Below are 19,306 nucleotides of genomic sequence, written 5' to 3'. Positions count from 1 at the left end.
GGAAGATCCAGATGTTTGAGACTTCCCTGACCTTCAACGACCTGCTGTTCATGCTCAAGGGCGCGGGCATGACGCTGGCGGTGACGTTCTTTGCCGTCGTAGGCGGCACGGCGCTGGGCCTGCTGTTCGGCGTGATCCGTGCGCAGATCAAACCGTGGATGGCCCTGCCGCTGACCTTCGTACTGGATATTTTTCGATCCGTCCCGCTGCTGATCCAGCTGATCCTGGCGAACGCGTTTCAGGCCATCGCGGGCTTTGGCATATCGCCATTCGTGACGTCCTGCATCGTGCTGGCGCTCTATACTTCTGCCTATTGCACCGAGATCGTGCGCGGCGCGATCGAGGCGGTACCGATGGTCACGCGCCGCGCCGCACGCTCGCTGGGGCTGACATGGGGGCAGGACATGACGCAGATCGTGTTCCCCATGGCCCTGCGCGTCGCCCTGCCCAGCTGGATCGGCCTGACGCTGGGCGTGATGAAGGACAGCGCGCTGGTGCTGTGGCTGGGTATCATCGAGCTGCTGCGCGCCAGCCAGATTCTGGTCACGCGCCTGCAAGAGCCGATGTTCATCCTGCTGGTCGCCGGGGCGATTTACTTCCTGCTCAGCTTCCCCATCGCCCGGCTGGGCAGCCAATTGGAGAAAAGGTGGAAAGAGAATGATTGAGATCGAGAACGTCCACAAATCCTTTGGCCAGTTGCAGGTGCTCAAGGGCATCGACCTGACCGTCGCCAAGGGCGAAGTGGTGTCGGTGATCGGGGGCTCGGGGTCGGGTAAGTCGACGCTGCTGACCTGCATCAACGGGCTGGAGCCTATCGACAGCGGCCGTATTCTGGTGGACGGAACCGAAGTTCACGCCCGCAGCACCGACCTGAACAAGCTGCGCCGCAAGATCGGCATCGTGTTCCAGCAGTTCAACGCGTTTCCGCACCTGACCGTTCTGGAAAACGTCACCCTCGCCCCCCGCAAGGTCAAGGGCATGTCAAAAAGTGACGCCGAGGAAGTCGCGGTCAAGCAGTTGACCCATGTGGGCCTCGCCGACAAGCTGAAGGTCTATCCCGGCCGTCTGTCCGGCGGCCAACAGCAACGCATGGCCATCGCCCGCGCGCTGGCGATGGCGCCCGACTACATCCTGTTCGACGAGGTGACATCGGCACTGGATCCGCAATTGGTGGGCGAGGTTCTGGATACGCTGAAACTGCTGGCCGATGACGGCATGACGATGATCTGCGTCACCCACGAAATGCATTTCGCGCGCGACGTATCCAATCGCGTGGCGTTCTTTCATCAGGGTGTCATGTGCGAGATCGGGCCGCCCGAGCAGATCTTTGACGCGCCGCAGGACGGCGAAACGCAGAAATTCCTGTCGAACGTGCGCTGATGGACGCCCCCGATGTGATCATCGTGGGGGCCGGTGTCGTCGGCCTGTCCGCCGCGCTGGAGGCGCAGGCGCAAGGGCTGAGGGTGCGCGTGATCGACAGGGTCGGTCCGGTGGCGGGTGCGTCGGCGGGCAACGCGGGCGCGTTCGCCTTCACCGATATCCTGCCGCTGGCGTCGCCCCGGATCATCCGGCAGGCGCCCAGATGGCTGCTGGACCCGCTCGGCCCGCTCAGCGTGCCGCCTGCCTATGCGCTGAAGATCGCACCATGGATGCTGCGCTTCTGGCGCGCCAGTTGGCCTGCGCAGGTTCGTGCATCGACCCTTGCGCAGACGGCGATGATGAATCTCTCCAAGGCGACGCTCGATCCGTTTCTGGAGCGCGCCGGACTGGCCCACATGCTGCGGCGTGAAGGGAATTTGCAGGTCTACGAGGGCGTGCGCGAATTCAACGCATCGCTGCCGGGATGGGAGACGCGCGCGGCTGCGGGCATCGAATTCACCCACCTCAAAGGCGACGGGATCGCCGCCTATCAGCCCGGCCTCGCGCCGCGCTTTACCCACGCGACCTTTACCCCCGGCTGGTTCACGATCAACGATCCCAAGGATTATACGCTGGCGCTGGCAGACCGCGTGCGGGAAAATGGCGGCGAGATCGTCATCGCCGAGGCGACCGCGCTGACCCAAGGCGGCGTTCAGACCAGCATAGGCCCGATGCAGGGCCGCGTCGTACTGGCTGCCGGTGCCCATTCGCACCATCTGGCGCGCACCGCAAACGTGCGCATCCCGCTGGAGGCCGAGCGCGGCTATAACACCACCCTGCCCCCCGGCGCGTTCGATCTGCGCTGTCAGGTGACGTTCGGCGGGCACGGCTTTGTCGTGGTCAGCCTTGGTTCGGGCCTGCGCGTTGGCGGCGCTGTCGAACTGGGCGGACTGGATCTGCCGCCGAACTACGCCCGCGCCGACGCGATGCTGAAAAAGGCCGCCGATTTCCTTCCGGGGCTGAAAACCACAGGCGGCGTGCAATGGATGGGGCTGCGCCCCTCCCTGCCCGACAGCCTGCCTGCCATCGGGCCCCTGCCCGGCGATACAGGCGCGATCTGCGCCTTTGGTCATGGCCATCTGGGCCTGACGCAATCAACCGGCACCGCGCGGATCGTCGCCGACCTTCTGACCGGGCAGACGCCACAGATCAACCTTGCGCCGTTTTCCCCGGCGCGTTTCACGAGAGCGACATGACCCAATACACCTTCCCCTGCATCGACGGTCACACCTGCGGCAATCCCGTCCGTCTCGTCACCGGGGGCGCGCCCCTGCTCAAGGGCGCGAACATGCTGGAAAAGCGCGCGCATTTCCTGTCCGAATACGATTGGATCCGCACCGGCCTGATGTTCGAGCCGCGCGGCCACGACCAGATGTCGGGCGCGATCCTCTATCCGCCGACGCGCGACGATTGTGACATTGCCGTCCTCTTTATCGAAACGTCCGGCTGCCTGCCAATGTGCGGGCATGGCACCATCGGCACCGTCACCATAGCGCTGGAAAACGGCCTGATCCGGCCCGAAACCCCCGGCCAGTTGCGGCTGGAAACGCCCGCCGGCCGGGTCGATGTGACCTATGTGCAGGAGGGTCGCTTTGTCGAAGAGGTCCGCCTGACCAACGTGCCGGGGTTCCTGCATTCCGAGGGGTTGACGGCGCATCTGGAGGGCATCGGCGAGATCAGCGTCGACGTCGCCTATGGCGGCAATTTCTATGCCATCGTCGAGCCGCAGGCGAATTTCGGCGATATGGCGGATTTCAGCGCGGCGCGGCTGGTGGACCTCAGCCCGAAGCTGCGCGCGGCGCTCAATGCAAAGTACGAGTTCATCCACCCCGAATTTCCCGCTATCAACGGCCTTAGCCACATCCTGTGGACCGGCGCGCCGCGCAATCCGGCCGCCCATGCACGCAACGCGGTGTTCTATGGCGACAAGGCGATCGACCGTTCGCCCTGCGGCACCGGCACTTCGGCGCGCATGGCGCAACTGGCAGCCAAGGGACGGCTGGCGCCGGGCGACGAGTTCATCCATGAATCCATCATCGGCACGCTTTTCAAAGGCCGCGTCGAAGCTGCGGCAGAGGTGGGCGGCAAGGCCGCCATCATCCCCTCCATCGCCGGCTGGGCGCGGGTGACGGGGATCAACACCATCTTCATCGACGACCGTGATCCATTGGCGCACGGTTTCGTCGTCACCTGAAAGGGCCAACATGGCGCATCTCATCGTTCCCGCCGAGGCTGCGGGCCCGGTTCTGGCCCTGCCCGAGGGCCTCAGCTTCTGGGGCGGGATCGACCCGGCCACCGGCACGGTGATCGACGCACACCACCCGGCCTGCGGTCAGTCCCTTGCCGGCAAACTGGTGATGATGCCGACCAGCCGGGGCTCCTGCACCGGGTCCGGTGTGCTGCTGGAGTTGGCCCTGAACGGCCACGCACCCGCCGCGCTGATATTCCGCGAGGCCGAGGACATCCTGACGCTTGGCGCGCTGCTGGCCGGGCGGATGTTCGACCGGCCCTTGGCCGTGCTGCGACTGGAGCCGGATGACTATGAGGTGCTGGCCGCCCTCCCCGACGCGCGTATCACGGCCACCCACCTGGAGGCCGATGGCCTGTCACTGACGCTGGAGCCGCTCAGCGCCGATCAGTTGGACCTGAGCGAGGCCGACCGCGCCATGCTGGATGGGCGCGAGGGCGATGTGGCGCAACTGGCCATGCAGACGATCTGCACCATGGGCACGTCGCAAGGCGCCACGAGCCTGATAGACGTCACCCGCGCGCATATCGACGGCTGCATCTATGCCAGCCCCGCCAACCTGCGCTTCGCCCAAAAGATGGCCGATATGGGCGCGCAGGTGCGCATTCCGACCACGATGAACGCCATTTCCGTCGATCACGTCAACTGGCGCAGTCAAGGCGTGCCGCCAATCTTCGGCAACCCGGCGCAGCAACTGGCCGATGCCTATGTCCAGATGGGCGCGCGCCCCAGCTTCACCTGCGCGCCGTACCTGTTGATGGACCCGCCAAAGAAGGGCGAGGCAATTGCATGGGCCGAATCCAACGCCGTCGTCTATGCCAACACCGTGCTGGGCGCGCGCACGGTCAAGCATCCGGATTTTCTGGACCTGTGCATCGCCTTGACCGGCCGCGCGCCCCTGTCCGGTGTCTACCTCGACGCCCCCCGCGCCGCGCGCCGGGTGATCGAGATTGATCTGCCGGACGCCCATGACGATGCCCTCTGGCCCATGCTGGGCTGGTTGGCCGGGCGCCTGTCGCCCGACCGCATCCCGCTGTTGCGGGGGCTTGAAGGAACCACCCCTTCCGAGGACGATCTCAAGGCGCTTTGCGCCGCGTTCGGCACCACCTCTGCGGCGCCGATGCTGCACGTCGCGGGCATTACGCCCGAGGCCGACGGGGCGCTGGCGCCCGGCGCGGACATATTCCGCGCAGGCCGCGCCGATCTGGCCGAGGTCTGGCAGGGCTTCAACGCAGGCAGTGCCAAGGTCGATCTGATCGCCTTTGGCAGTCCGCATTTCTCGCATACTGAATGCCGCGCTCTGGCTGCCGCGCTAGACGGACGCCGCCGCCACGACGGCACCCACGTCATCGTCACCGTGGGCCAGAACGTGCTGGACGCGATCCGCGCGGATGGCACATTAACGGCGCTTGAAACCTCTGGCGTGCAGGTCGTTCCCGACATCTGCTGGTGTTCGATTTCCGAGCCGGTCTTTCCGCCCAAGGCGCGCACCGTTCTTACCAATTCCGGCAAATACGCCCATTACGGGCCGGGCCTGTCGGGCCGCAAGGTCCGTTTCGGCAGCCTGCAGGATTGCACAGAAGCTGCTGTTATAGGGAAAGCACCCACCAATTTACCCATCTGGCTTGTCTAAAAGGAATAAACACATGCGTAGCAGCAAAACCATCCATGTCATCTCGGCCCATGCCGAGGGCGAGGTGGGCGATGTCATCGTTGGCGGCGTTGCGCCTCCGCCCGGCGACACGATCTGGGAGCAGAGCCGCTGGATCGCGCGCGATAACACCTTGCGCAACTTCGTCCTGAACGAACCGCGCGGCGGCGTTTTCCGCCACGTCAACCTGCTGGTCCCGCCCAAGAACCCCGATGCCGACGCCGCCTTCATCATCATGGAGCCGGAGGATACCCCACCCATGAGCGGGTCCAATTCCATCTGCGTGGCGACCGTTCTACTGGACGGTGGCATCCTGCCCATGACCGAGCCTGAAACCCACCTGACGCTCGAGGCGCCCGGTGGGCTGGTCGCTGTCCGGGCCGAGTGCAAGGACGGCAAGGCGCAGCGCATTTTCGTGCAGAACCTGCCCAGCTTTGCCGCCGATCTGGATGTGCCGCTGGAGGTCGACGGGCTGGGCACGCTGACCGTCGATACCGCCTATGGCGGCGATAGTTTCGTGATCGTCGACGCCACGGCGATGGGGCTGAAACTGGACACATCCGAAGCGCATGAGATCGCACGGATGGGCGTGCGCATCACCAATGCCGCGAACAAGGCGCTGACATTCCGCCACCCGGAAAACCCGGATTGGACTCACTTCTCGTTCTGTCTTTTCGCCGGGCCGGTAACGCGCGACGGAAGCGATCTGCGCGCGGGCGCTGCCGTCGCGGTCCAGCCGGGCAAGGTCGACCGTTCGCCCACCGGCACGGCGCTGTGCGCGCGGATGGCGGTGCTGCATGCGCGTGGACAAATGGGGATGGACGACCGCCTGACCACCGTTTCCATCATCGGGTCCGAGTTTACCGGGCGTATTCTGGGCGAGACGACAGTGGGCGAGCGCCCCGCCATTCACCCCGAACTATCGGGGCGCGGCTGGATCACCGGCATTCACCAGCACATGCTGGACCCGGGCGACCCCTGGCCCGAAGGCTACCGTCTGCCGGACACCTGGGGCGCGCGCTGATACCCAGAGGCGAGGGGTCATATTGCGCGAGGGAGAGACCTGAAAACTGCGCGACGGGGCCAGGTTTCACAACGGGAGGACCGGCGTCAGCTGCCTGAGTGCATTTTTTTGTGAACGCGGGACAGGATGTCCAGCATACGCTCATCATCCGCTGACTCGTCAGGCAATGTGTTGGCCGCAGCCTCTGTGATGCGTGCGGTCGCGCGCATCTGCGCGATAAACGCGCCGCAGCCTTTGCACATCGCCAAATGAAATCGCATCTGAAGGGCTGCCCATATCGACAGATCGTCGTCGATCAGCGCGCTTGCACGTTCCACAACTTCCTTACAGCTTAGCATCCGGGTCACCCTTGTTTCGGCCCTCGTATTAGTGGGACCGCCGATTCAGAAAAGTGTTACAGGTAAAATTCAAAACCTCGTCAGCACTCCTGAAATTCCTATGGTCTTTGCAGATCATCTAGTGTCTTTCGCATGGCAAGGCGCGCGCGATGCAGCAGGACGCGCATGTTCCCTTCGGTGATATCCAGAATCTCGCATACCTCGATCGGGTCCAGATCTTTCTGGCTGCGCAGGATCAGCACGGCGCGCTGCGCCGTCGGCAGTGTTTCAATCGCGTCTGCGATATGGGCCACAACGGCCCTGCCCGCGACAATGCGCTCTGGTGTCAGTTCGTCCCATAGCTCGGGCAGGTTTTTCCAACGCCCTTTCCCGTCAAACGCGGCCTGTAGCCCGCCATCGTCGCCGTGTTCGTCAAAGGAAATGCTACGGCCATCGCGTTTGAGCCGTGTCCGCGATTTGTTTACCAATATGGAATATATCCAGCCCGCCAGCGACGAGCGGCCCTCGAATTTCGAAATGTTCGTCAGTACCGCAACCCAGGTATCTTGCGCGATCTCTTCGGCGGTTGCGTGGTTTTTCACGATGCTGCCACACAGACGCAGCATTGATCCGTTGTACCTTCGATAGACTGTCTCAAAGGCGTCGGGATCAGCCGTGGCCAACAGCGCAACAATCTGCGTTTCCTGATCAATGTCTCGCGTCACACTCATCGCCGAAGTAAACAGAACAAACATTCCATGTGTCCAGTTGAAAGCGCGCAGATCACCGGAATATTTGGTTTCCAGCGTATAGCCTACCTTGCGACAGCCTGGCTTTTCCTCCGGCTGCCGCGGGGCCTGGATTGCGGATCGAGCCCCAAAAGATGATCCAGCGACAGCCGCCCCGGACCATAGGCCACCGTGGGCAACAGCGCCGCCGCCCAGAGCCCGTGGGTGATCCACGCACCGGGATAGACGAATGTCTGGATCACCAATGTCATGCCCAGCAGCCCAAGGGCCGAAAAACGGGCCAACAGGCCGACGATCAGCAGCACCGGCAGGGCATGCTCGGCCACGGTTCCCATCACGGCGGCCAATTGATGCGGAACAACTGGCAACGCATATTCATGCTGAAACAGGAAATAGGTCGAGTCCTTGATCGAGAACAGCCCGTCGACCTTGGTGCGCCCGGACTGGAAAAAGACCATCGCCGGAAAGACACGTAGGGCCAGTGCGACCACATCGCCCGGAATGTGGCTGAGCAGGCCGTTCAAACGTCGGATAAGCGTTTTCATGGATCAGGTTCCTTCCCGTTTTATGAATGCGCCCGCCTGCATCAAGCGGATGAGAATGGGCTGCGGGTCATGATCGGTATCTGCCCAGTTCGCAAGCTCGGCAGCGACTTGCAGAGTGGCGCCGGTTGATAGATGCTCCACAAAGATCGCATCACCCTCGCAGATCGCGAGGACCGGAACCCTGAATTTCTGATCGCGCAGGACCAGCCCGATTTCCCCGCCCTGCGGCAGGGCGCGACCGGATTCGGAGCCGGGCTGGTTCGCGAGCCAGATCGATACGGCGGGCGTCTTGAGCCGCAGAACCTGAACCGATGGGTGAAAGCGCAAAACCAGATCGGACGGGTTCGCTTGCGCAAAAGCCACAGGATCAAGCGGCGCGGAATCAGCCGCGTGATAGGCGCGCCCCCGCACCCATTCGATCCGCGCGACATCGCGCATATAAGGGTAGCCTGCCAGCGGTTCGAAGGCGGCCAGAAAAGCGGCGAAATCATCGCCCCAGTCAATAAGGACGGGCGTGCGCGGCCGGCTAGATTCCGCATAGACGCGCGCCATCGCGCCAAAGAACTCATCCCCCACGAGCCGCCGGATGACCGGAAAGCGCGCGCCGAGCGCCTCGGTCAGGCTGTGGGCAACGTTGTTTTGATAAACGGCGAAACGCCGCGCTGTTTCCGCTGGGTCACGTGCGGTGGCGCCTTCGGGGACAGCGCCTGTCTTCAGGCCCATGTCAAAATGACGCGTGAGGTCATGATGCGCGGCCATATTCCACCCCTTTCGCGGCCAGCAATGCCTGCGCGCGCACGGCTTCGGCCTGTAGCACGGGCCATGCGGGCACGTCATTATCCCATTCGACCAGCGTCGGGCGCGGCCCGTAGGCCGCGATCACCTCGGCGTAGAGCGACCAGACCGGATCGGCCACGGCGGTTCTGTGTGCGTCAATCAGCAGCGGACCAGAGGGCAGGTCTTCGGTATCGTGCCCGCCAAGATGAATTTCACCCACGGCCCCCATTGGAAAACCGGCAAGATAAGCGCGCGGATCATTGCGGTGATTGGTCGCCGTGACAAAGACATTATTGATATCCAGCAGCAGCCCGCAGCCCGTGCGCCGCGTGATTTCGCGCAGGAATTCGGTTTCTTCGATGCTCGATTGCTCAAACAGGATGTAGGTCGACGGATTTTCAAGCAGCATCGGACGCCCCAGCGCCTCCTGCACCTCGTCGATATGATCGCAGACCAGCGCGAGCGTTTCGGGCGTATAAGGCAATGGCAACAGATCGTTGAGATAATCCACCCCGTGGCTCGACCATGCCAGATGTTCGGAAAAGCTTTCGGGTTCGTAGCGATCGCATAGCGTGCGCAGCCGCCCAAGATGATCGCGGTCAATCGGACCGGACCCGCCGATCGACAAACCGACCCCGTGGATGGAAAGCGCAAAGTCATTTCGCAAAGCGGTCAGATGTGCATGGGGCTGGCCACCGGCGCCCATGTAATTTTCGGCGTGAACCTCGAAAAAACCGACAGGATCCGCGCGCGCGTGAATTTCGTCAAAATGCTCCGGCTTGAACCCGACGCCAACTGTATTCGGTAGGTTCGTCATCGTTTCCTCCCTGTGGGGTCAATTCCAAACCCGGACGGGACTGTGCTGCCCCGTCCGGTCCGGCGAGGTCCGGCCTATGCGGGGACGTCGCGCTCCAACGCTTCGAGAGAGCCCGAGCGCGCGGTTTCGTCGTCCATGGCGGGCAGCTCGATATCGGCGCAAGTGCCAGCGGGAACCAGGCTCCAGGCGTTGCCTTGATAATCCACTTTCGACGTACCGGCGCAGGTTGTGCCGGGCCCTGCGGCACAGTCATTTTCGCCTGCAAGGGCGACGCCAAAGCATTTTTCCATGTCTTGTGCTTGTGCCGGTGCAGCCGCCATCACGCTCAGCGCGCAGGCCAGAGAAGCACCAAGACCGAGGGTCGTTTTCATAGCTGTCATAATCTCACTCCATGTCGGTTTAAACGAGGGTATTTCTTTCACCCACGTCAAAGGGTCTCTTCAGGAGTGACAATGTTACGTACCTCGCGAACCTGTGATGCCGGGGATGACCCGCACGATTGGCCATCATTTGCATCAACCGCTGGCGGGATTGGCCGGACCACTTCATTTCATGGCGTCGCACAATCGATTTTCCGGGAAGGGTCCGCGATCTGACCCCCGGTCCCGTCACGTCTTAGAACGTGTCGAAAACCGGGTAGACATAGATCAGGTACATATAGAAAAACAGCAATGATATCATCAGGATGATCACGCCCAGCACGGGCGAGGACACCTTGATCCCGGTCTTGGTGGCCTCCAGTGTCGTGACATGGTCCGATATCTTTTCGTCCTTGTGAAACTGCACCCAGGAAAAATACAGCCCCAGCAAGACGATACCGATCACCACGCCGAAAATGATCATCGACGACGTGTGCTGCCAGTCAAACAGCCGGTTGCGGTGACCAAAGGCCGTCACGCGGTACTGGTAATACTGGCGCACCGCCTGCTGGATCGCCTCAAGCGTTTGCGCGTCCGGTTCAAAATTGTCGGGCAGCTGCGGGAAAAACGTTTCATTGCCCGCACCCTGCGCTGCGCTGGCGACGTTCGTGGTCTGACTTTCCGCACCCTGCTCAAAGGCGCTCTGGACACCGCCCATCGGCGTGGCTTCATCCTCCTGTCCCGCCACTGCCATTGGCATCAGCAGGGCGCTCAGGATCACGATCAGTCTGCGCAGCACATTCAGCATTCTCAACGCCCCGCCAGATGGCCGATGACGCTGATATGCCCCAGCACCCGGTCGGTGATCGGCTTGCTCTGGACAATGCCGCGATACTCCGCCTGATCCTCAGCCGACAACCAGCTGTCGATCATGCTGAGCAGGCTGATTTCAACCGTATCGGCCCATTGCTGATTGGCTGCCGGCAAGGAGGGAAACCCGGGGCCCGGCGAATGTGCAAAGGCTGATACCGTACTGGTTCCGTCGGGAAAAACCGTACCCAGCGACCCACCGTCCACCGAATACCATTCGATCCGACCGTCGCCGTACACGGTCTCATATTTGTTGTCCGTGATCCGCCGTTCCACGATCACTCCGCTGCCTGCTGGCCCGCTCGCGGCATCGCCGCCGGACGCGCCGCTATCCCCGGTCAGATCAGCGATGCGCTGTTCGTATCTGCGCCTCAGGCACGGGCTTTGCTGGTCACAGGCGTTGCGCCAACGCAGCCACACAAGCTGTTGCTCTTTCAATCTGGCCTGCCCCCGCGCCGTGAGCCCGGCAAGGGCGCGCCGGAAGTGGCCTACCATTTTCCTGTCCAGCGTGGACAACACCGGATCATCACAAATCCGTTTCTCCGAAGCATTCAGCCGCCCGTCACAGGAATAGCTCGGGCCACCGTTGATACTGACCTGCGCCTGAGCCGACCCTGTCAAAGCCGCGCTAACGCAAATGGCAAAAACCGAAACAATGCCTGTCCGCATATCAGTATCCCTTCCAAAAACTCCTTAAAAACCTACATTCGTCTAATAAAATGCTAACTCTTATACATTGTCGTTGTTTTGCGCCCCGATCAAGCTTCTTGGACACGCTGCGCCGCGCTCACTTGCACCTTGCCACGTCCCCTGAGTACTCTGGCACAAGCGCCGCGTCGGCGCGCCGGAGCCGGAGAATGCCATGAATTCAAACGCATCCCCGCCGTTCACCGGGCCGGACCTGTGCGCGCGTGAAGCGCATGAGATCGTCGCCCTTCTGCGCAAGCGCGACATCGCGCCGCGTGATCTGGTGGGCGCATCGCGTGCCCGCACCGACGCGGTCGAGCCGCAGATCAATGCGATGCCGACCACCTGCTGGGACTGGGCCGAGGCGGCCATTGCTGCGCTGGAGGGCGGCGATAGGGCTGCGCCCGGCTGGCTGGGCGGACTGCCCATCGGCATCAAGGATCTGACCCCGGTCGCCGGTGTACGCACCACCTTCGGCACCAAGGGCCTGCGCGATTTCTTCCCCGCCACCAGCGACCCCTTGGTCGATCGGCTGGAGACGCGCGGCGCGCTGGTGGTGGGCAAAACCAACACGCCAGAAATGGGCGCCGGGGCCAATACGTTCAACGATGTGTTTGGCCCGACGCTGAACCCATGGAATACCAGACTGAACGCCGGCGGCTCTTCGGGCGGGGCCGCGGCGGGGCTGGCAACGGGCGAGGTGTGGCTGAGCCACGGGTCCGACCACGGCGGATCGTTGCGCACGCCTGCGGCCTATTGCGGGATCGTCGGACTGCGCCCCACACCGGGCCGCGCGGGCGGCGCATCACCGAATGCGGGATATCTGATCGAGAGCGCGCAGGGGCCGATGGCCCGCTCTGTCACCGATTGCGCACTGTTTCTGGACACGATGGCGGGGTTCGAGCCACGTTTTCCCATCTCATACCCGGCACCGGACGCACCATTTCAAGAGGCCGTGCGCCGCGCGAGTGGCAGGCTGCGCATCGGATACGCGCCCGATCTGGGCGGCTTCAGTCCCGTCGATGCAGAAATGGCGACCCACCTGAACGATGCCATGGCGCAGCTGGAACGCAGCGGCGCGAACGTCGAAGAGGCCTGCCCCGATGTCACCGGGTTGGAGCGGACCTATCATATCCTGCGCGGTATCAGCTGGGTCACCGCAGCGCGCACGATGGACCCGGCGGTGCGCCGGCATTTCAAGCCCACGCTGGAGGAAAACACCCGTTTTGGCGAAGGCCTGACAATTCAAGACGTGGCCGACGCACAGGTCGGGCGCACGGCAATCTTCAACGCGATGCTGGCGTTCTTTGACCGGTTCGACGTGCTGGCCCTGCCCGTGGTCGGCTGCATGCCGCACCCCCAATCCGAGGAATGGGTGCGCGAGATAGATGGCCAGACACTGACCGGCTACATGGACTGGCTGCGCTTTGCCTTCCTTGCTACGACGGCGGGCTTGCCTGCGATATCGGTGCCGGTGGGGCTGGGTCCGCGCGGCATGCCGGTGGGCCTGCAACTGGTCGGCAAACCGCGCGGCGAGGCCGACCTGCTGGCCGCCGCGCGCTTTGTCGAGATGGTGATGGGCGGCCCGCTGGGGCCGATTGATCCGGTGGCGGGCTAAAGCAGGATCGCCGCCAAAGCAATCCCCTCCCCAGTTTCGCAAGGCCCCTACGTCACCCCGCAATGCGCATCGACAACGCGCTGCACCATCGGCGCGTAATGCGAGAATCCTGGCGTTTCCATATCCGCATCCTTGCCCGCGTCGTCCAGATATCGGACCTGAATGATCTCCTCCAGATTGGGATTACGCTCGAACTGGGCCACCTCATCCGCACTCATGGGGCCACCCTGAAGGTTCAGCGTATGGACCGATGCGGCGGACAGGCGCCCGAAATACTCGGGCTTTGTCGCGCAAAGATACCGCTTGGCCGCCACATGGTAGCGCACGCAATCGGTGACGACGGTGGGAAAGAACGCCTCCAGCACCCGGGCTCCGGCCTCCTCGTGGTGGCGGTCATGGGTGTCATCGGGGTGATAGGTGCCGAATTCGGACGTGAAGTGGCCGATATCGTGCAACAGGGCGGCAACGATGATCCGCTCGGGCATGGCGCCCTGCTCGGCCAGTGCGGCGCCTTGCAGCATGTGCTGGGCCATCGTCACCGGCTCGCCCAGATATTCCTCGCCGCCGCGCCGCTCGAAAATGCCCGCCAGAAACGGCACAATTGTCTGGGAAGTCAGTTGATCCGTCATTCCGCAGCCTCCGGCCGGCGGTCCTGCAACGCGGCCAATGTCGAGCGCACGCCATCCATATCGGCGTAGCAGCCCTGAAACCATCGGGTTCCGGCGCCCGAATACGCCTTGCGCGCATGCAGCACGCGGGTGTTGTCGACCAGGAAACTTTCGCCGGGTTTCAGCCGGAACGATACCTCCATACCCGGATCGTCGATAATCTGCCCGAGGCGGCGGTAGGCGGCGTAGTAGCTGGGCATCACGTCAAACGGCACATCCGTGATCGCCGCCGCCGAGCGATTGTTGAACCGCACGGCATGCAGGGCGCCATCGGGGTCCAACTCGATCATGGGACGGCGCGATGTCAGCCGCACGCCGGCCTCCCCGGCATATTCGAACCGCGCGCAATGCTGACTGAGTACATCGAACCAGTCGGCATTCTCATCGCGCAGCCGCCGGGCGGCGGCAAAGCCGTCGACAACCATGTTCTCGCCGCCCTCGGCGGTGGATTCGAGGCAATAGAGCACCTGAACCGTCGGCACCGGATCGCGGTAGGGGTTGTCGGTATGCGCCTGCAACCCAAGGCCGGTATAGGCCAGATTGGTCGGGTTCACCTCGGTGCGCACCTCGAACTTGCGGCCATAATTCGTCTCACGGATATGACCGAACAGATCGACCACCTTGAACAACGCGCCATCTTCGACGGGGCCATTTTCCAGCTTGGCAAAGCCATAGCGCGCAATCTGGGCCAACCATGCGAACCGCGCGGCAGGGTCGCTCCGGACCGTGGCGAAATCGCCGGTCGGGACATGGTCCATCAGGCGCCCATCCCACGTTTCGACCCCGCGAGGCAACCAACCAGCGGTGCGGTCGTGGCTGCGGTCATACCGGTGCGTCATCAGCCATTCAGGATCATAGACAATGCTGCGCCCCTCTGGGGCAAAAGTGAGATGCAACTGCCCGTCGGCAAAACGCGCATCGGTGATGTGCGTGCGCGCATCGATATCGCGCAGCGCGATCAGGCGCTGGCCGTTGCCAGGCGCGCGCGTTTCCGGATCCCACGCATTATCGCGCAGCCATATGGCATGAAATCGCGCGCGCTGGTCGCCGCGGATCAGGGTGACTATGTCGCCGTCCGGCGACACTGTGGTTTGGAACATGGCGGCCTCTGGGCTAAGCAGGATCGATGCGGCCGACTGTGCCACAGGCAGAAAAAATCTCAACCATGATTGTCAGCGCCTGTGATCAGGTGCTGCCGATGCCGGAAAAAGCACTGGACCGGAGTCCACTAGATTAAGTGCGCGCCGCCACTGGCGACGCGGGTTGTTAGATGATCGCCGGTTGCGGCGGCGCTATTCGCCCAGACCCAGCATCCTCTTTTGATCGTTCGCCCATTTCAGGATCGTCAGATCGAACGTCAGCGCCATCAGCGACACACAGATACCCAGAACGAAATTCTTGCCCATGTCGGTGCCGGCCAGCGTGCGCTGCAATTCCTGCCCCAGATCCTGCGTGCCGATGAAGGCCGCGATGATCACCATGAAGAACGCAAACATGATCGCCTGATTGAACCCCACGGCCATGGTGGGAAGGGCCAGCGGCAGCTGCACCTTCCACAGCTTTTGCATCCGCGTGGCACCTGCCATGTCGGCGGCCTCGGTCATTTCCTCAGGGACCGTGCGCAGCCCTTCGATGGTGTAGCGCGTCAGCGGCACCATGGCAAAGATCAGGATCGAGAAGATGACGGCCACATCGGTGATACCAAACAGCATGATCGCCGGGATCAGGTAGATAAAGCTGGGAAAGGTCTGCGCGGTATCGCAGGCCAGCAGCACCCGGCGCGACCATTTTTCGCTGCGCGAGGCCAGGATGCCCAACGGCAGGCCAAATATCATGGCCAGCGTCACCGCCGAAATCACCGAATAAAGCGTGATGACCGATCGATCCCACCAGCCCGACAGCGCCACGAGGCTGAAAAACAACGCCGCCAGCAACGCCTGTTTGCGCCCGCCCAGCCACATCGCAAAGGCCGCGATGAGCAGGATAAACGCAGGTGTCGGAATACTGAGCATGAAGTTACGGAAGGGGATCAGCACCTTGACGTTCAGGAAGTAGCGGATCGAACCAGTGATCGCGTTGACCCAGTCCAACCCCAGGAAACCCTTCATCAGATCGTCGATTTCCCTGCCTTGGCTGAAATTCTGCTTGCGCCCGATATCGGTGGCGACCTCGACGAACTGGCCGACGACGCAGAAGAAAACAAAGACACCTATGCCGGTCAGCAACAGGATGTGCCGCTTCCACCAAGGGGTGCCGCGCACGAAATGCTCGGGCTGCTTGATCACCCATGCCTTGGACATGCGATCCAGCATGACGGCGATCAACACGATGGTCACGCCGATCTCGAACGAACGGCCCAGCTTGAAACTGCCCATCATCGCCAGCAATTTCGCGCCAAGGCCGGGCATGCCGATAAAGGCGGTCAGAACGACCATGGCAAGGCTCAGCATGATGACCTGATTGACGCCAACCAATATCTCGCGCCGCGCCGAGGGCAGATAGACGTGGCGCAAAAGCTGCCAACGAGAACAGCCGCTCATATGGCCGGCCTCGACCACCTCGTGCGGGACTTTTTGCAGGCCCAGCGTCGTCATCAGGATCATCGGCGGGATGGCGTAGATCGTGGTGGCCACGGCGCCCGCCGTCGGCCCGACCTTGAAGAAGATGACCGCCGGGAGCAGGTAGGTGAAAAATGGCAGTGTTTGCAACACCGACAGCACCGGCTTGATCGCGCGGCTGACCCATGCGTATTTCCACGCGGCAATGCCGAGGCCAAGGCCGATGACAAACGCAAGCGGCGCCGCGACGACCAGCACCGACGCGGTCTGCATCGCGATCTTCCACTGGCCGATCAGTGCAGTCCAGACGAACACGCCCCCGCCCAGCAGGGCCATGCGCCAGCCGCCCAGATAATAGCCGACCACGGCGGCGACGGCGGCAATGGCCGTCCATGGGATCGGGCCAAGGTATGGCCAGCGACGCTGACCGAAAAAGAGGTTCGCGGTGATATCCAGCAACCATTCCAGGCCCTGCGTCAAAAACCGCGTCAGCGCCAGCAGGCCCAGATCATCCTTGACGAAATTAAACGCCACATCCAGCCATTTGGCAAAGGGCGGAATCATCGTTTCGGGCAGGCGGTACAGGACATCAGGCAAGACACCGACGTAATGCAACGCCGTCAGGACCACGGCGAGCGCCACCATGATCAACGCCGCGCGCGGGCGGGTCAAACCGGGGTCTGCAGCCGCATTGGTGGTCAGTACCGCCATCAATTCGACCCCACGAGAATGTCCAGCGCGTCACTGCGGCGAAAGGCGCCGATGACCACGCCATCGCGCGCCACCGGGATCGCCTCGCGCGTGTCCTGAACCAGCAATTGCGCCAGTTGGTGGACGGTAGCGCCCGCATCGACAGGATCGCCGCTGCCGGTGATCTCTGGATTGGCCAGCACCTTGGCATGCACGACGCGGGCCTTGTCGATCTCTTCGGTAAATTTGCGCACATATTCGGTGGCCGGATGCAGCACGATCTGGTCGGGGGTATCACATTGCTCGACCGCGCCATTTTTCATGATGGCGATGCGGTCGGCGAGGCGCAGCGCCTCGTCAAAATCATGGGTGATGAACACGATCGTTTTCGCCAGCATCGACTGAAGCCGCAGGAATTCGTCCTGCATTTCACGCCGGATCAGCGGGTCCAGCGCGCTGAACGGCTCGTCCAGAAACCAGATGTCAGGCTCGATCGCGAGCGAGCGGGCGATGCCGACCCGCTGCTGCTGGCCGCCGGACATCTCGCGCGGGAAATAGTCTTCGCGCCCCTCAAGACCCACCAGCTTGATGACTTCCATCGCGCGCTCGCGGCGCTTGTGGCGATCCTGCCCCCGCATTTCCAGCGGGAAGGCGACATTGTCCAGCACCGTTCGGTGCGGCAGCAGCCCGAAGGACTGGAAAACCATGCCCATTTTCGAACGGCGCAGCTCGATCAGTTCGCGCTCGGACAGCTTCATCACGTCCTGCCCTTCGACGGTGATGATACCGCCGGTAATGTCGTGCAGGCGGCTGAAACAGCGCACCAGCGTGGATTTCCCCGACCCCGACAGACCCATGATCACCAGCATCTCGCCGCGATGCACCTCGATGCTGACATCCTTGACGCCGGCGATATAGCCATCGGCGTGGATTTCCTCGTAGCCGCGTCCGGCGGGAAGTGTGGCAAGATATGTCTCGGGGTCACGGCCGAACAGTTTCCAGACATTCTGGCAAGAGATGACAGGTGTGTTTTGGGTCATTGTCTACCTTTGGCAAAACGGCCCCGTTCGATCTGGTCGAGCGGGGCCTGAGACGTGTCAGATCGAAACGGCAAGGATCAGCTGATCCAGGGCTGCCAGACATCCTGATTTGCGTCCAGCCACTCGGCTGCGGCCTCCTCGGGCTCCATGTCCTCGACGTCGACCAGCTTGGCCATCTCCGCGATCTGCGGGTTGGTAAAGGAAATTTTGGTCAGCGTGTCGAACGCACCGGGCCATTTTTCCTCCATGCCGTCCCATGCCGCCTTTTTCAGGTAGCCGTCGGCGGGATTGCCGCAGTCATACATCGCGTCGGGGTTCGGCCCGACGGCGGGATCGGTGTCACAGCCTTCTTCCCACGCGGGGAATTCGACGAATTCGCCCGGCCACACAGCCTCGGCAAAGTTGGGGGTCCAGTTGAACACGACGATCGGCTTCTTGTCGGCCTCGGCCGCGCCGATTTCAGCCCAGAGCGCTGCGGCAGAGCCCGCGTTGATCACGGTGAAGTTCATGTCCAGCGCCTCGACCCGCTCCTTGCCGTGCTTCAGCCAGTCAACGGGGCCGTCCAGATAGCGGCCCTGATCGCCGGTTTCAACGGTCGCGAAAACCTCGGCGCAGTCGTTCAGCGCCTCCCAACTGGGCAGGCCCGGGCAGGCCTCTTTGGTCCACAACGGATACCACCAATCCTCGCGCGTGACGGCGTCGTGATCGCCGGCATCGACGATGCCGCCCTTCTCCATCGCCGCACGATAGGAGGCCCCGAACGCGCCCTCCCACACTTCCATCTCAAGCGTCACATCGCCTACGCGGATCGATTCGTAGACGGCCTGACTGTCGGTGGTGACGTATTCGACGTAATTTCCACGCTCTTGCAGGATCTGCCCGACGACATTCGACATGACGATCTGCGAGGACCAGTTATGAATCGGAATGACGATGGGGTCGCTGCTGTCCTCGGCCATGGCCGTGATCGGCGCACAAACGAGTAGTGCGGCCGCGAGGGCCGTTGTGGTGTATTTCATTCTAATCTCCCAGTTGGCGCAGCGTATGATCGCCGCATCGGTGACACCCATTTGTCGGGCGCCGTTTCATTATCTTTGGTCCGACAGGATTCGTATTGACCCTTTTCAGTGCGGACCGGGGGGTTAGTTTTGCAGGTTTTCACTCTGGGTCAAGTTTTTTTCTGCGACGCTGGCAACGCCTGTCCATTGCCCCTGCCCGAACTGACCTCATGAAGCGAGAGGTATGTCGAACGATATCCTGTCGGGAGTC

The 19,306-nt window shown here is 62.6% G+C and carries 20 protein-coding genes; 7 read left to right on the top strand and 13 right to left on the bottom strand.

The genetic code is table 11. The features are described from left to right. The first annotated feature begins 11 nt into the window (after window positions 1-11). Genes FGD77_RS10795 through FGD77_RS10770 form a run of 6 tightly spaced genes read left to right on the top strand, consistent with a single transcriptional unit; the run spans window position 12 to window position 6,342 of the window. On the top strand, window positions 12-665 hold the full coding sequence (locus FGD77_RS10795; protein ID WP_255009435.1) for an amino acid ABC transporter permease: 654 nt from the start codon (window positions 12-14) through the stop codon (window positions 663-665). Then, a complete protein-coding gene (locus tag FGD77_RS10790; RefSeq protein ID WP_255009433.1) occupies window positions 658-1,380 on the top strand; it encodes an amino acid ABC transporter ATP-binding protein in 723 nt (240 codons plus the stop codon). Before FGD77_RS10795 ends, FGD77_RS10790 begins: the two co-directional genes overlap by 8 nt. Next, the gene (locus FGD77_RS10785) at window positions 1,380-2,615 is read left to right on the top strand and encodes an FAD-binding oxidoreductase (RefSeq protein ID WP_255009430.1); all 1,236 of its coding nucleotides are present in this window, start codon (window positions 1,380-1,382) and stop codon (window positions 2,613-2,615) included. Before FGD77_RS10790 ends, FGD77_RS10785 begins: the two co-directional genes overlap by 1 nt. Then, window positions 2,612-3,613 (top strand): 4-hydroxyproline epimerase, encoded by a 1,002-nt coding sequence (locus tag FGD77_RS10780; protein WP_255009428.1) that lies wholly within the window; start codon window positions 2,612-2,614, stop codon window positions 3,611-3,613. The genes FGD77_RS10785 and FGD77_RS10780 overlap by 4 nt, the downstream gene beginning before the upstream one ends. A 10-nt stretch (window positions 3,614-3,623) precedes the next feature. Next, window positions 3,624-5,300 (top strand): aconitase X, encoded by a 1,677-nt coding sequence (locus tag FGD77_RS10775; RefSeq protein ID WP_255009425.1) that lies wholly within the window; start codon window positions 3,624-3,626, stop codon window positions 5,298-5,300. A 13-nt stretch (window positions 5,301-5,313) separates the two neighbouring features. Next, window positions 5,314-6,342 carry a proline racemase family protein gene (locus tag FGD77_RS10770; RefSeq protein ID WP_255009421.1) on the top strand — a complete coding sequence of 343 codons (1,029 nt, stop codon included), beginning with the start codon at window positions 5,314-5,316 and terminating at the stop codon, window positions 6,340-6,342. An 86-nt stretch (window positions 6,343-6,428) separates the two neighbouring features. Here FGD77_RS10770 and FGD77_RS10765 read toward each other — a convergent pair whose 3' ends face one another. From FGD77_RS10765 to FGD77_RS10730, 8 genes are all read right to left on the bottom strand, one after another. Then, window positions 6,429-6,680 carry a zf-HC2 domain-containing protein gene (locus FGD77_RS10765; RefSeq protein WP_255009420.1) on the bottom strand — a complete coding sequence of 84 codons (252 nt, stop codon included), beginning with the start codon at window positions 6,678-6,680 and terminating at the stop codon, window positions 6,429-6,431. A gap of 98 nt (window positions 6,681-6,778) precedes the next feature. Beyond that, complete coding sequence (locus FGD77_RS10760; protein ID WP_255009418.1) at window positions 6,779-7,414, bottom strand: RNA polymerase sigma factor; 636 nt, start codon at window positions 7,412-7,414, stop codon at window positions 6,779-6,781. 59 nt (window positions 7,415-7,473) lie between these two features. Continuing rightward, a complete protein-coding gene (locus FGD77_RS10755) occupies window positions 7,474-7,953 on the bottom strand; it encodes a DoxX family protein (protein WP_255009414.1) in 480 nt (159 codons plus the stop codon). A 3-nt stretch (window positions 7,954-7,956) separates the two neighbouring features. Beyond that, complete coding sequence (locus FGD77_RS10750) at window positions 7,957-8,712, bottom strand: DUF2063 domain-containing protein (protein WP_255009411.1); 756 nt, start codon at window positions 8,710-8,712, stop codon at window positions 7,957-7,959. After that, window positions 8,696-9,547, bottom strand: coding sequence for a DUF692 domain-containing protein (locus FGD77_RS10745; protein WP_255009407.1), 852 nt, complete (start codon window positions 9,545-9,547; stop codon window positions 8,696-8,698). The genes FGD77_RS10750 and FGD77_RS10745 overlap by 17 nt, the downstream gene beginning before the upstream one ends. A gap of 74 nt (window positions 9,548-9,621) precedes the next feature. Continuing rightward, on the bottom strand, window positions 9,622-9,927 hold the full coding sequence (locus tag FGD77_RS10740; RefSeq protein WP_255009406.1) for a DUF2282 domain-containing protein: 306 nt from the start codon (window positions 9,925-9,927) through the stop codon (window positions 9,622-9,624). A gap of 235 nt (window positions 9,928-10,162) precedes the next feature. Continuing rightward, window positions 10,163-10,714 carry a hypothetical protein gene (locus FGD77_RS10735; protein WP_255009403.1) on the bottom strand — a complete coding sequence of 184 codons (552 nt, stop codon included), beginning with the start codon at window positions 10,712-10,714 and terminating at the stop codon, window positions 10,163-10,165. Window positions 10,715-10,716: 2 nt separating this feature from the next. Then, window positions 10,717-11,445: a lysozyme inhibitor LprI family protein gene (locus FGD77_RS10730; RefSeq protein WP_255009400.1), complete on the bottom strand. Its 729-nt coding sequence runs from the start codon at window positions 11,443-11,445 to the stop codon at window positions 10,717-10,719. 193 nt (window positions 11,446-11,638) lie between these two features. Here FGD77_RS10730 and FGD77_RS10725 point away from each other — a divergent pair, with 193 nt between their 5' ends. Next, entirely contained in the window at window positions 11,639-13,081 is a 1,443-nt protein-coding gene (locus FGD77_RS10725) for an amidase (protein ID WP_255009398.1), read from the top strand. A gap of 47 nt (window positions 13,082-13,128) precedes the next feature. Here the strand turns inward: FGD77_RS10725 and FGD77_RS10720 are convergent, their stop codons facing one another. From FGD77_RS10720 to FGD77_RS10700, 5 genes are all read right to left on the bottom strand, one after another. Then, window positions 13,129-13,710, bottom strand: a complete 582-nt coding sequence (locus FGD77_RS10720; RefSeq protein WP_255009395.1) for an HD domain-containing protein — start codon at window positions 13,708-13,710, stop codon at window positions 13,129-13,131. After that, on the bottom strand, window positions 13,707-14,849 hold the full coding sequence (locus tag FGD77_RS10715) for a TauD/TfdA family dioxygenase (protein WP_255009393.1): 1,143 nt from the start codon (window positions 14,847-14,849) through the stop codon (window positions 13,707-13,709). The genes FGD77_RS10720 and FGD77_RS10715 overlap by 4 nt, the downstream gene beginning before the upstream one ends. A 192-nt stretch (window positions 14,850-15,041) precedes the next feature. Further along, window positions 15,042-17,018, bottom strand: coding sequence for a proline/glycine betaine ABC transporter permease (locus FGD77_RS10710; protein ID WP_255009390.1), 1,977 nt, complete (start codon window positions 17,016-17,018; stop codon window positions 15,042-15,044). Further along, window positions 17,018-18,037: a glycine betaine/L-proline ABC transporter ATP-binding protein gene (locus FGD77_RS10705; RefSeq protein ID WP_255009388.1), complete on the bottom strand. Its 1,020-nt coding sequence runs from the start codon at window positions 18,035-18,037 to the stop codon at window positions 17,018-17,020. Before FGD77_RS10705 ends, FGD77_RS10710 begins: the two co-directional genes overlap by 1 nt. Window positions 18,038-18,114: 77 nt before the next feature. Then, complete coding sequence (locus tag FGD77_RS10700; protein ID WP_255009385.1) at window positions 18,115-19,056, bottom strand: ABC transporter substrate-binding protein; 942 nt, start codon at window positions 19,054-19,056, stop codon at window positions 18,115-18,117. Window positions 19,057-19,306: the final 250 nt, after the last annotated feature.

It is taken from the genome of Roseovarius sp. M141 (assembly GCF_024355225.1).
Lineage (GTDB): Bacteria > Pseudomonadota > Alphaproteobacteria > Rhodobacterales > Rhodobacteraceae > Roseovarius.
Note: the sequence above shows the minus strand (reverse complement) of the source record. Positions and strands in the feature narration are given on the sequence as shown.

Excerpts from the sequence above, each read along its gene's own strand:
- FGD77_RS10740 (WP_255009406.1), bottom strand. The coding sequence starts at position 9,927 with ATGACAGCTATGAAAACGACCCTCGGTCTTGGTGCTTCTCTGGCCTGC.
- FGD77_RS10760 (WP_255009418.1), bottom strand. The coding sequence starts at position 7,414 with ATGTTTGTTCTGTTTACTTCGGCGATGAGTGTGACGCGAGACATTGAT.
- FGD77_RS10720 (WP_255009395.1), bottom strand. The coding sequence starts at position 13,710 with ATGACGGATCAACTGACTTCCCAGACAATTGTGCCGTTTCTGGCGGGC.
- FGD77_RS10705 (WP_255009388.1), bottom strand. The coding sequence starts at position 18,037 with ATGACCCAAAACACACCTGTCATCTCTTGCCAGAATGTCTGGAAACTG.
- FGD77_RS10770 (WP_255009421.1), top strand. The coding sequence starts at position 5,314 with ATGCGTAGCAGCAAAACCATCCATGTCATCTCGGCCCATGCCGAGGGC.
- FGD77_RS10795 (WP_255009435.1), top strand. The coding sequence starts at position 12 with ATGTTTGAGACTTCCCTGACCTTCAACGACCTGCTGTTCATGCTCAAG.
- FGD77_RS10750 (WP_255009411.1), bottom strand. The coding sequence starts at position 8,712 with ATGGCCGCGCATCATGACCTCACGCGTCATTTTGACATGGGCCTGAAG.
- FGD77_RS10790 (WP_255009433.1), top strand. The coding sequence starts at position 658 with ATGATTGAGATCGAGAACGTCCACAAATCCTTTGGCCAGTTGCAGGTG.
- FGD77_RS10785 (WP_255009430.1), top strand. The coding sequence starts at position 1,380 with ATGGACGCCCCCGATGTGATCATCGTGGGGGCCGGTGTCGTCGGCCTG.
- FGD77_RS10775 (WP_255009425.1), top strand. The coding sequence starts at position 3,624 with ATGGCGCATCTCATCGTTCCCGCCGAGGCTGCGGGCCCGGTTCTGGCC.
- FGD77_RS10755 (WP_255009414.1), bottom strand. The coding sequence starts at position 7,953 with ATGAAAACGCTTATCCGACGTTTGAACGGCCTGCTCAGCCACATTCCG.
- FGD77_RS10730 (WP_255009400.1), bottom strand. The coding sequence starts at position 11,445 with ATGCGGACAGGCATTGTTTCGGTTTTTGCCATTTGCGTTAGCGCGGCT.
- FGD77_RS10735 (WP_255009403.1), bottom strand. The coding sequence starts at position 10,714 with ATGCTGAATGTGCTGCGCAGACTGATCGTGATCCTGAGCGCCCTGCTG.
- FGD77_RS10725 (WP_255009398.1), top strand. The coding sequence starts at position 11,639 with ATGAATTCAAACGCATCCCCGCCGTTCACCGGGCCGGACCTGTGCGCG.
- FGD77_RS10745 (WP_255009407.1), bottom strand. The coding sequence starts at position 9,547 with ATGACGAACCTACCGAATACAGTTGGCGTCGGGTTCAAGCCGGAGCAT.
- FGD77_RS10765 (WP_255009420.1), bottom strand. The coding sequence starts at position 6,680 with ATGCTAAGCTGTAAGGAAGTTGTGGAACGTGCAAGCGCGCTGATCGAC.
- FGD77_RS10715 (WP_255009393.1), bottom strand. The coding sequence starts at position 14,849 with ATGTTCCAAACCACAGTGTCGCCGGACGGCGACATAGTCACCCTGATC.
- FGD77_RS10710 (WP_255009390.1), bottom strand. The coding sequence starts at position 17,018 with ATGGCGGTACTGACCACCAATGCGGCTGCAGACCCCGGTTTGACCCGC.
- FGD77_RS10780 (WP_255009428.1), top strand. The coding sequence starts at position 2,612 with ATGACCCAATACACCTTCCCCTGCATCGACGGTCACACCTGCGGCAAT.
- FGD77_RS10700 (WP_255009385.1), bottom strand. The coding sequence starts at position 19,056 with ATGAAATACACCACAACGGCCCTCGCGGCCGCACTACTCGTTTGTGCG.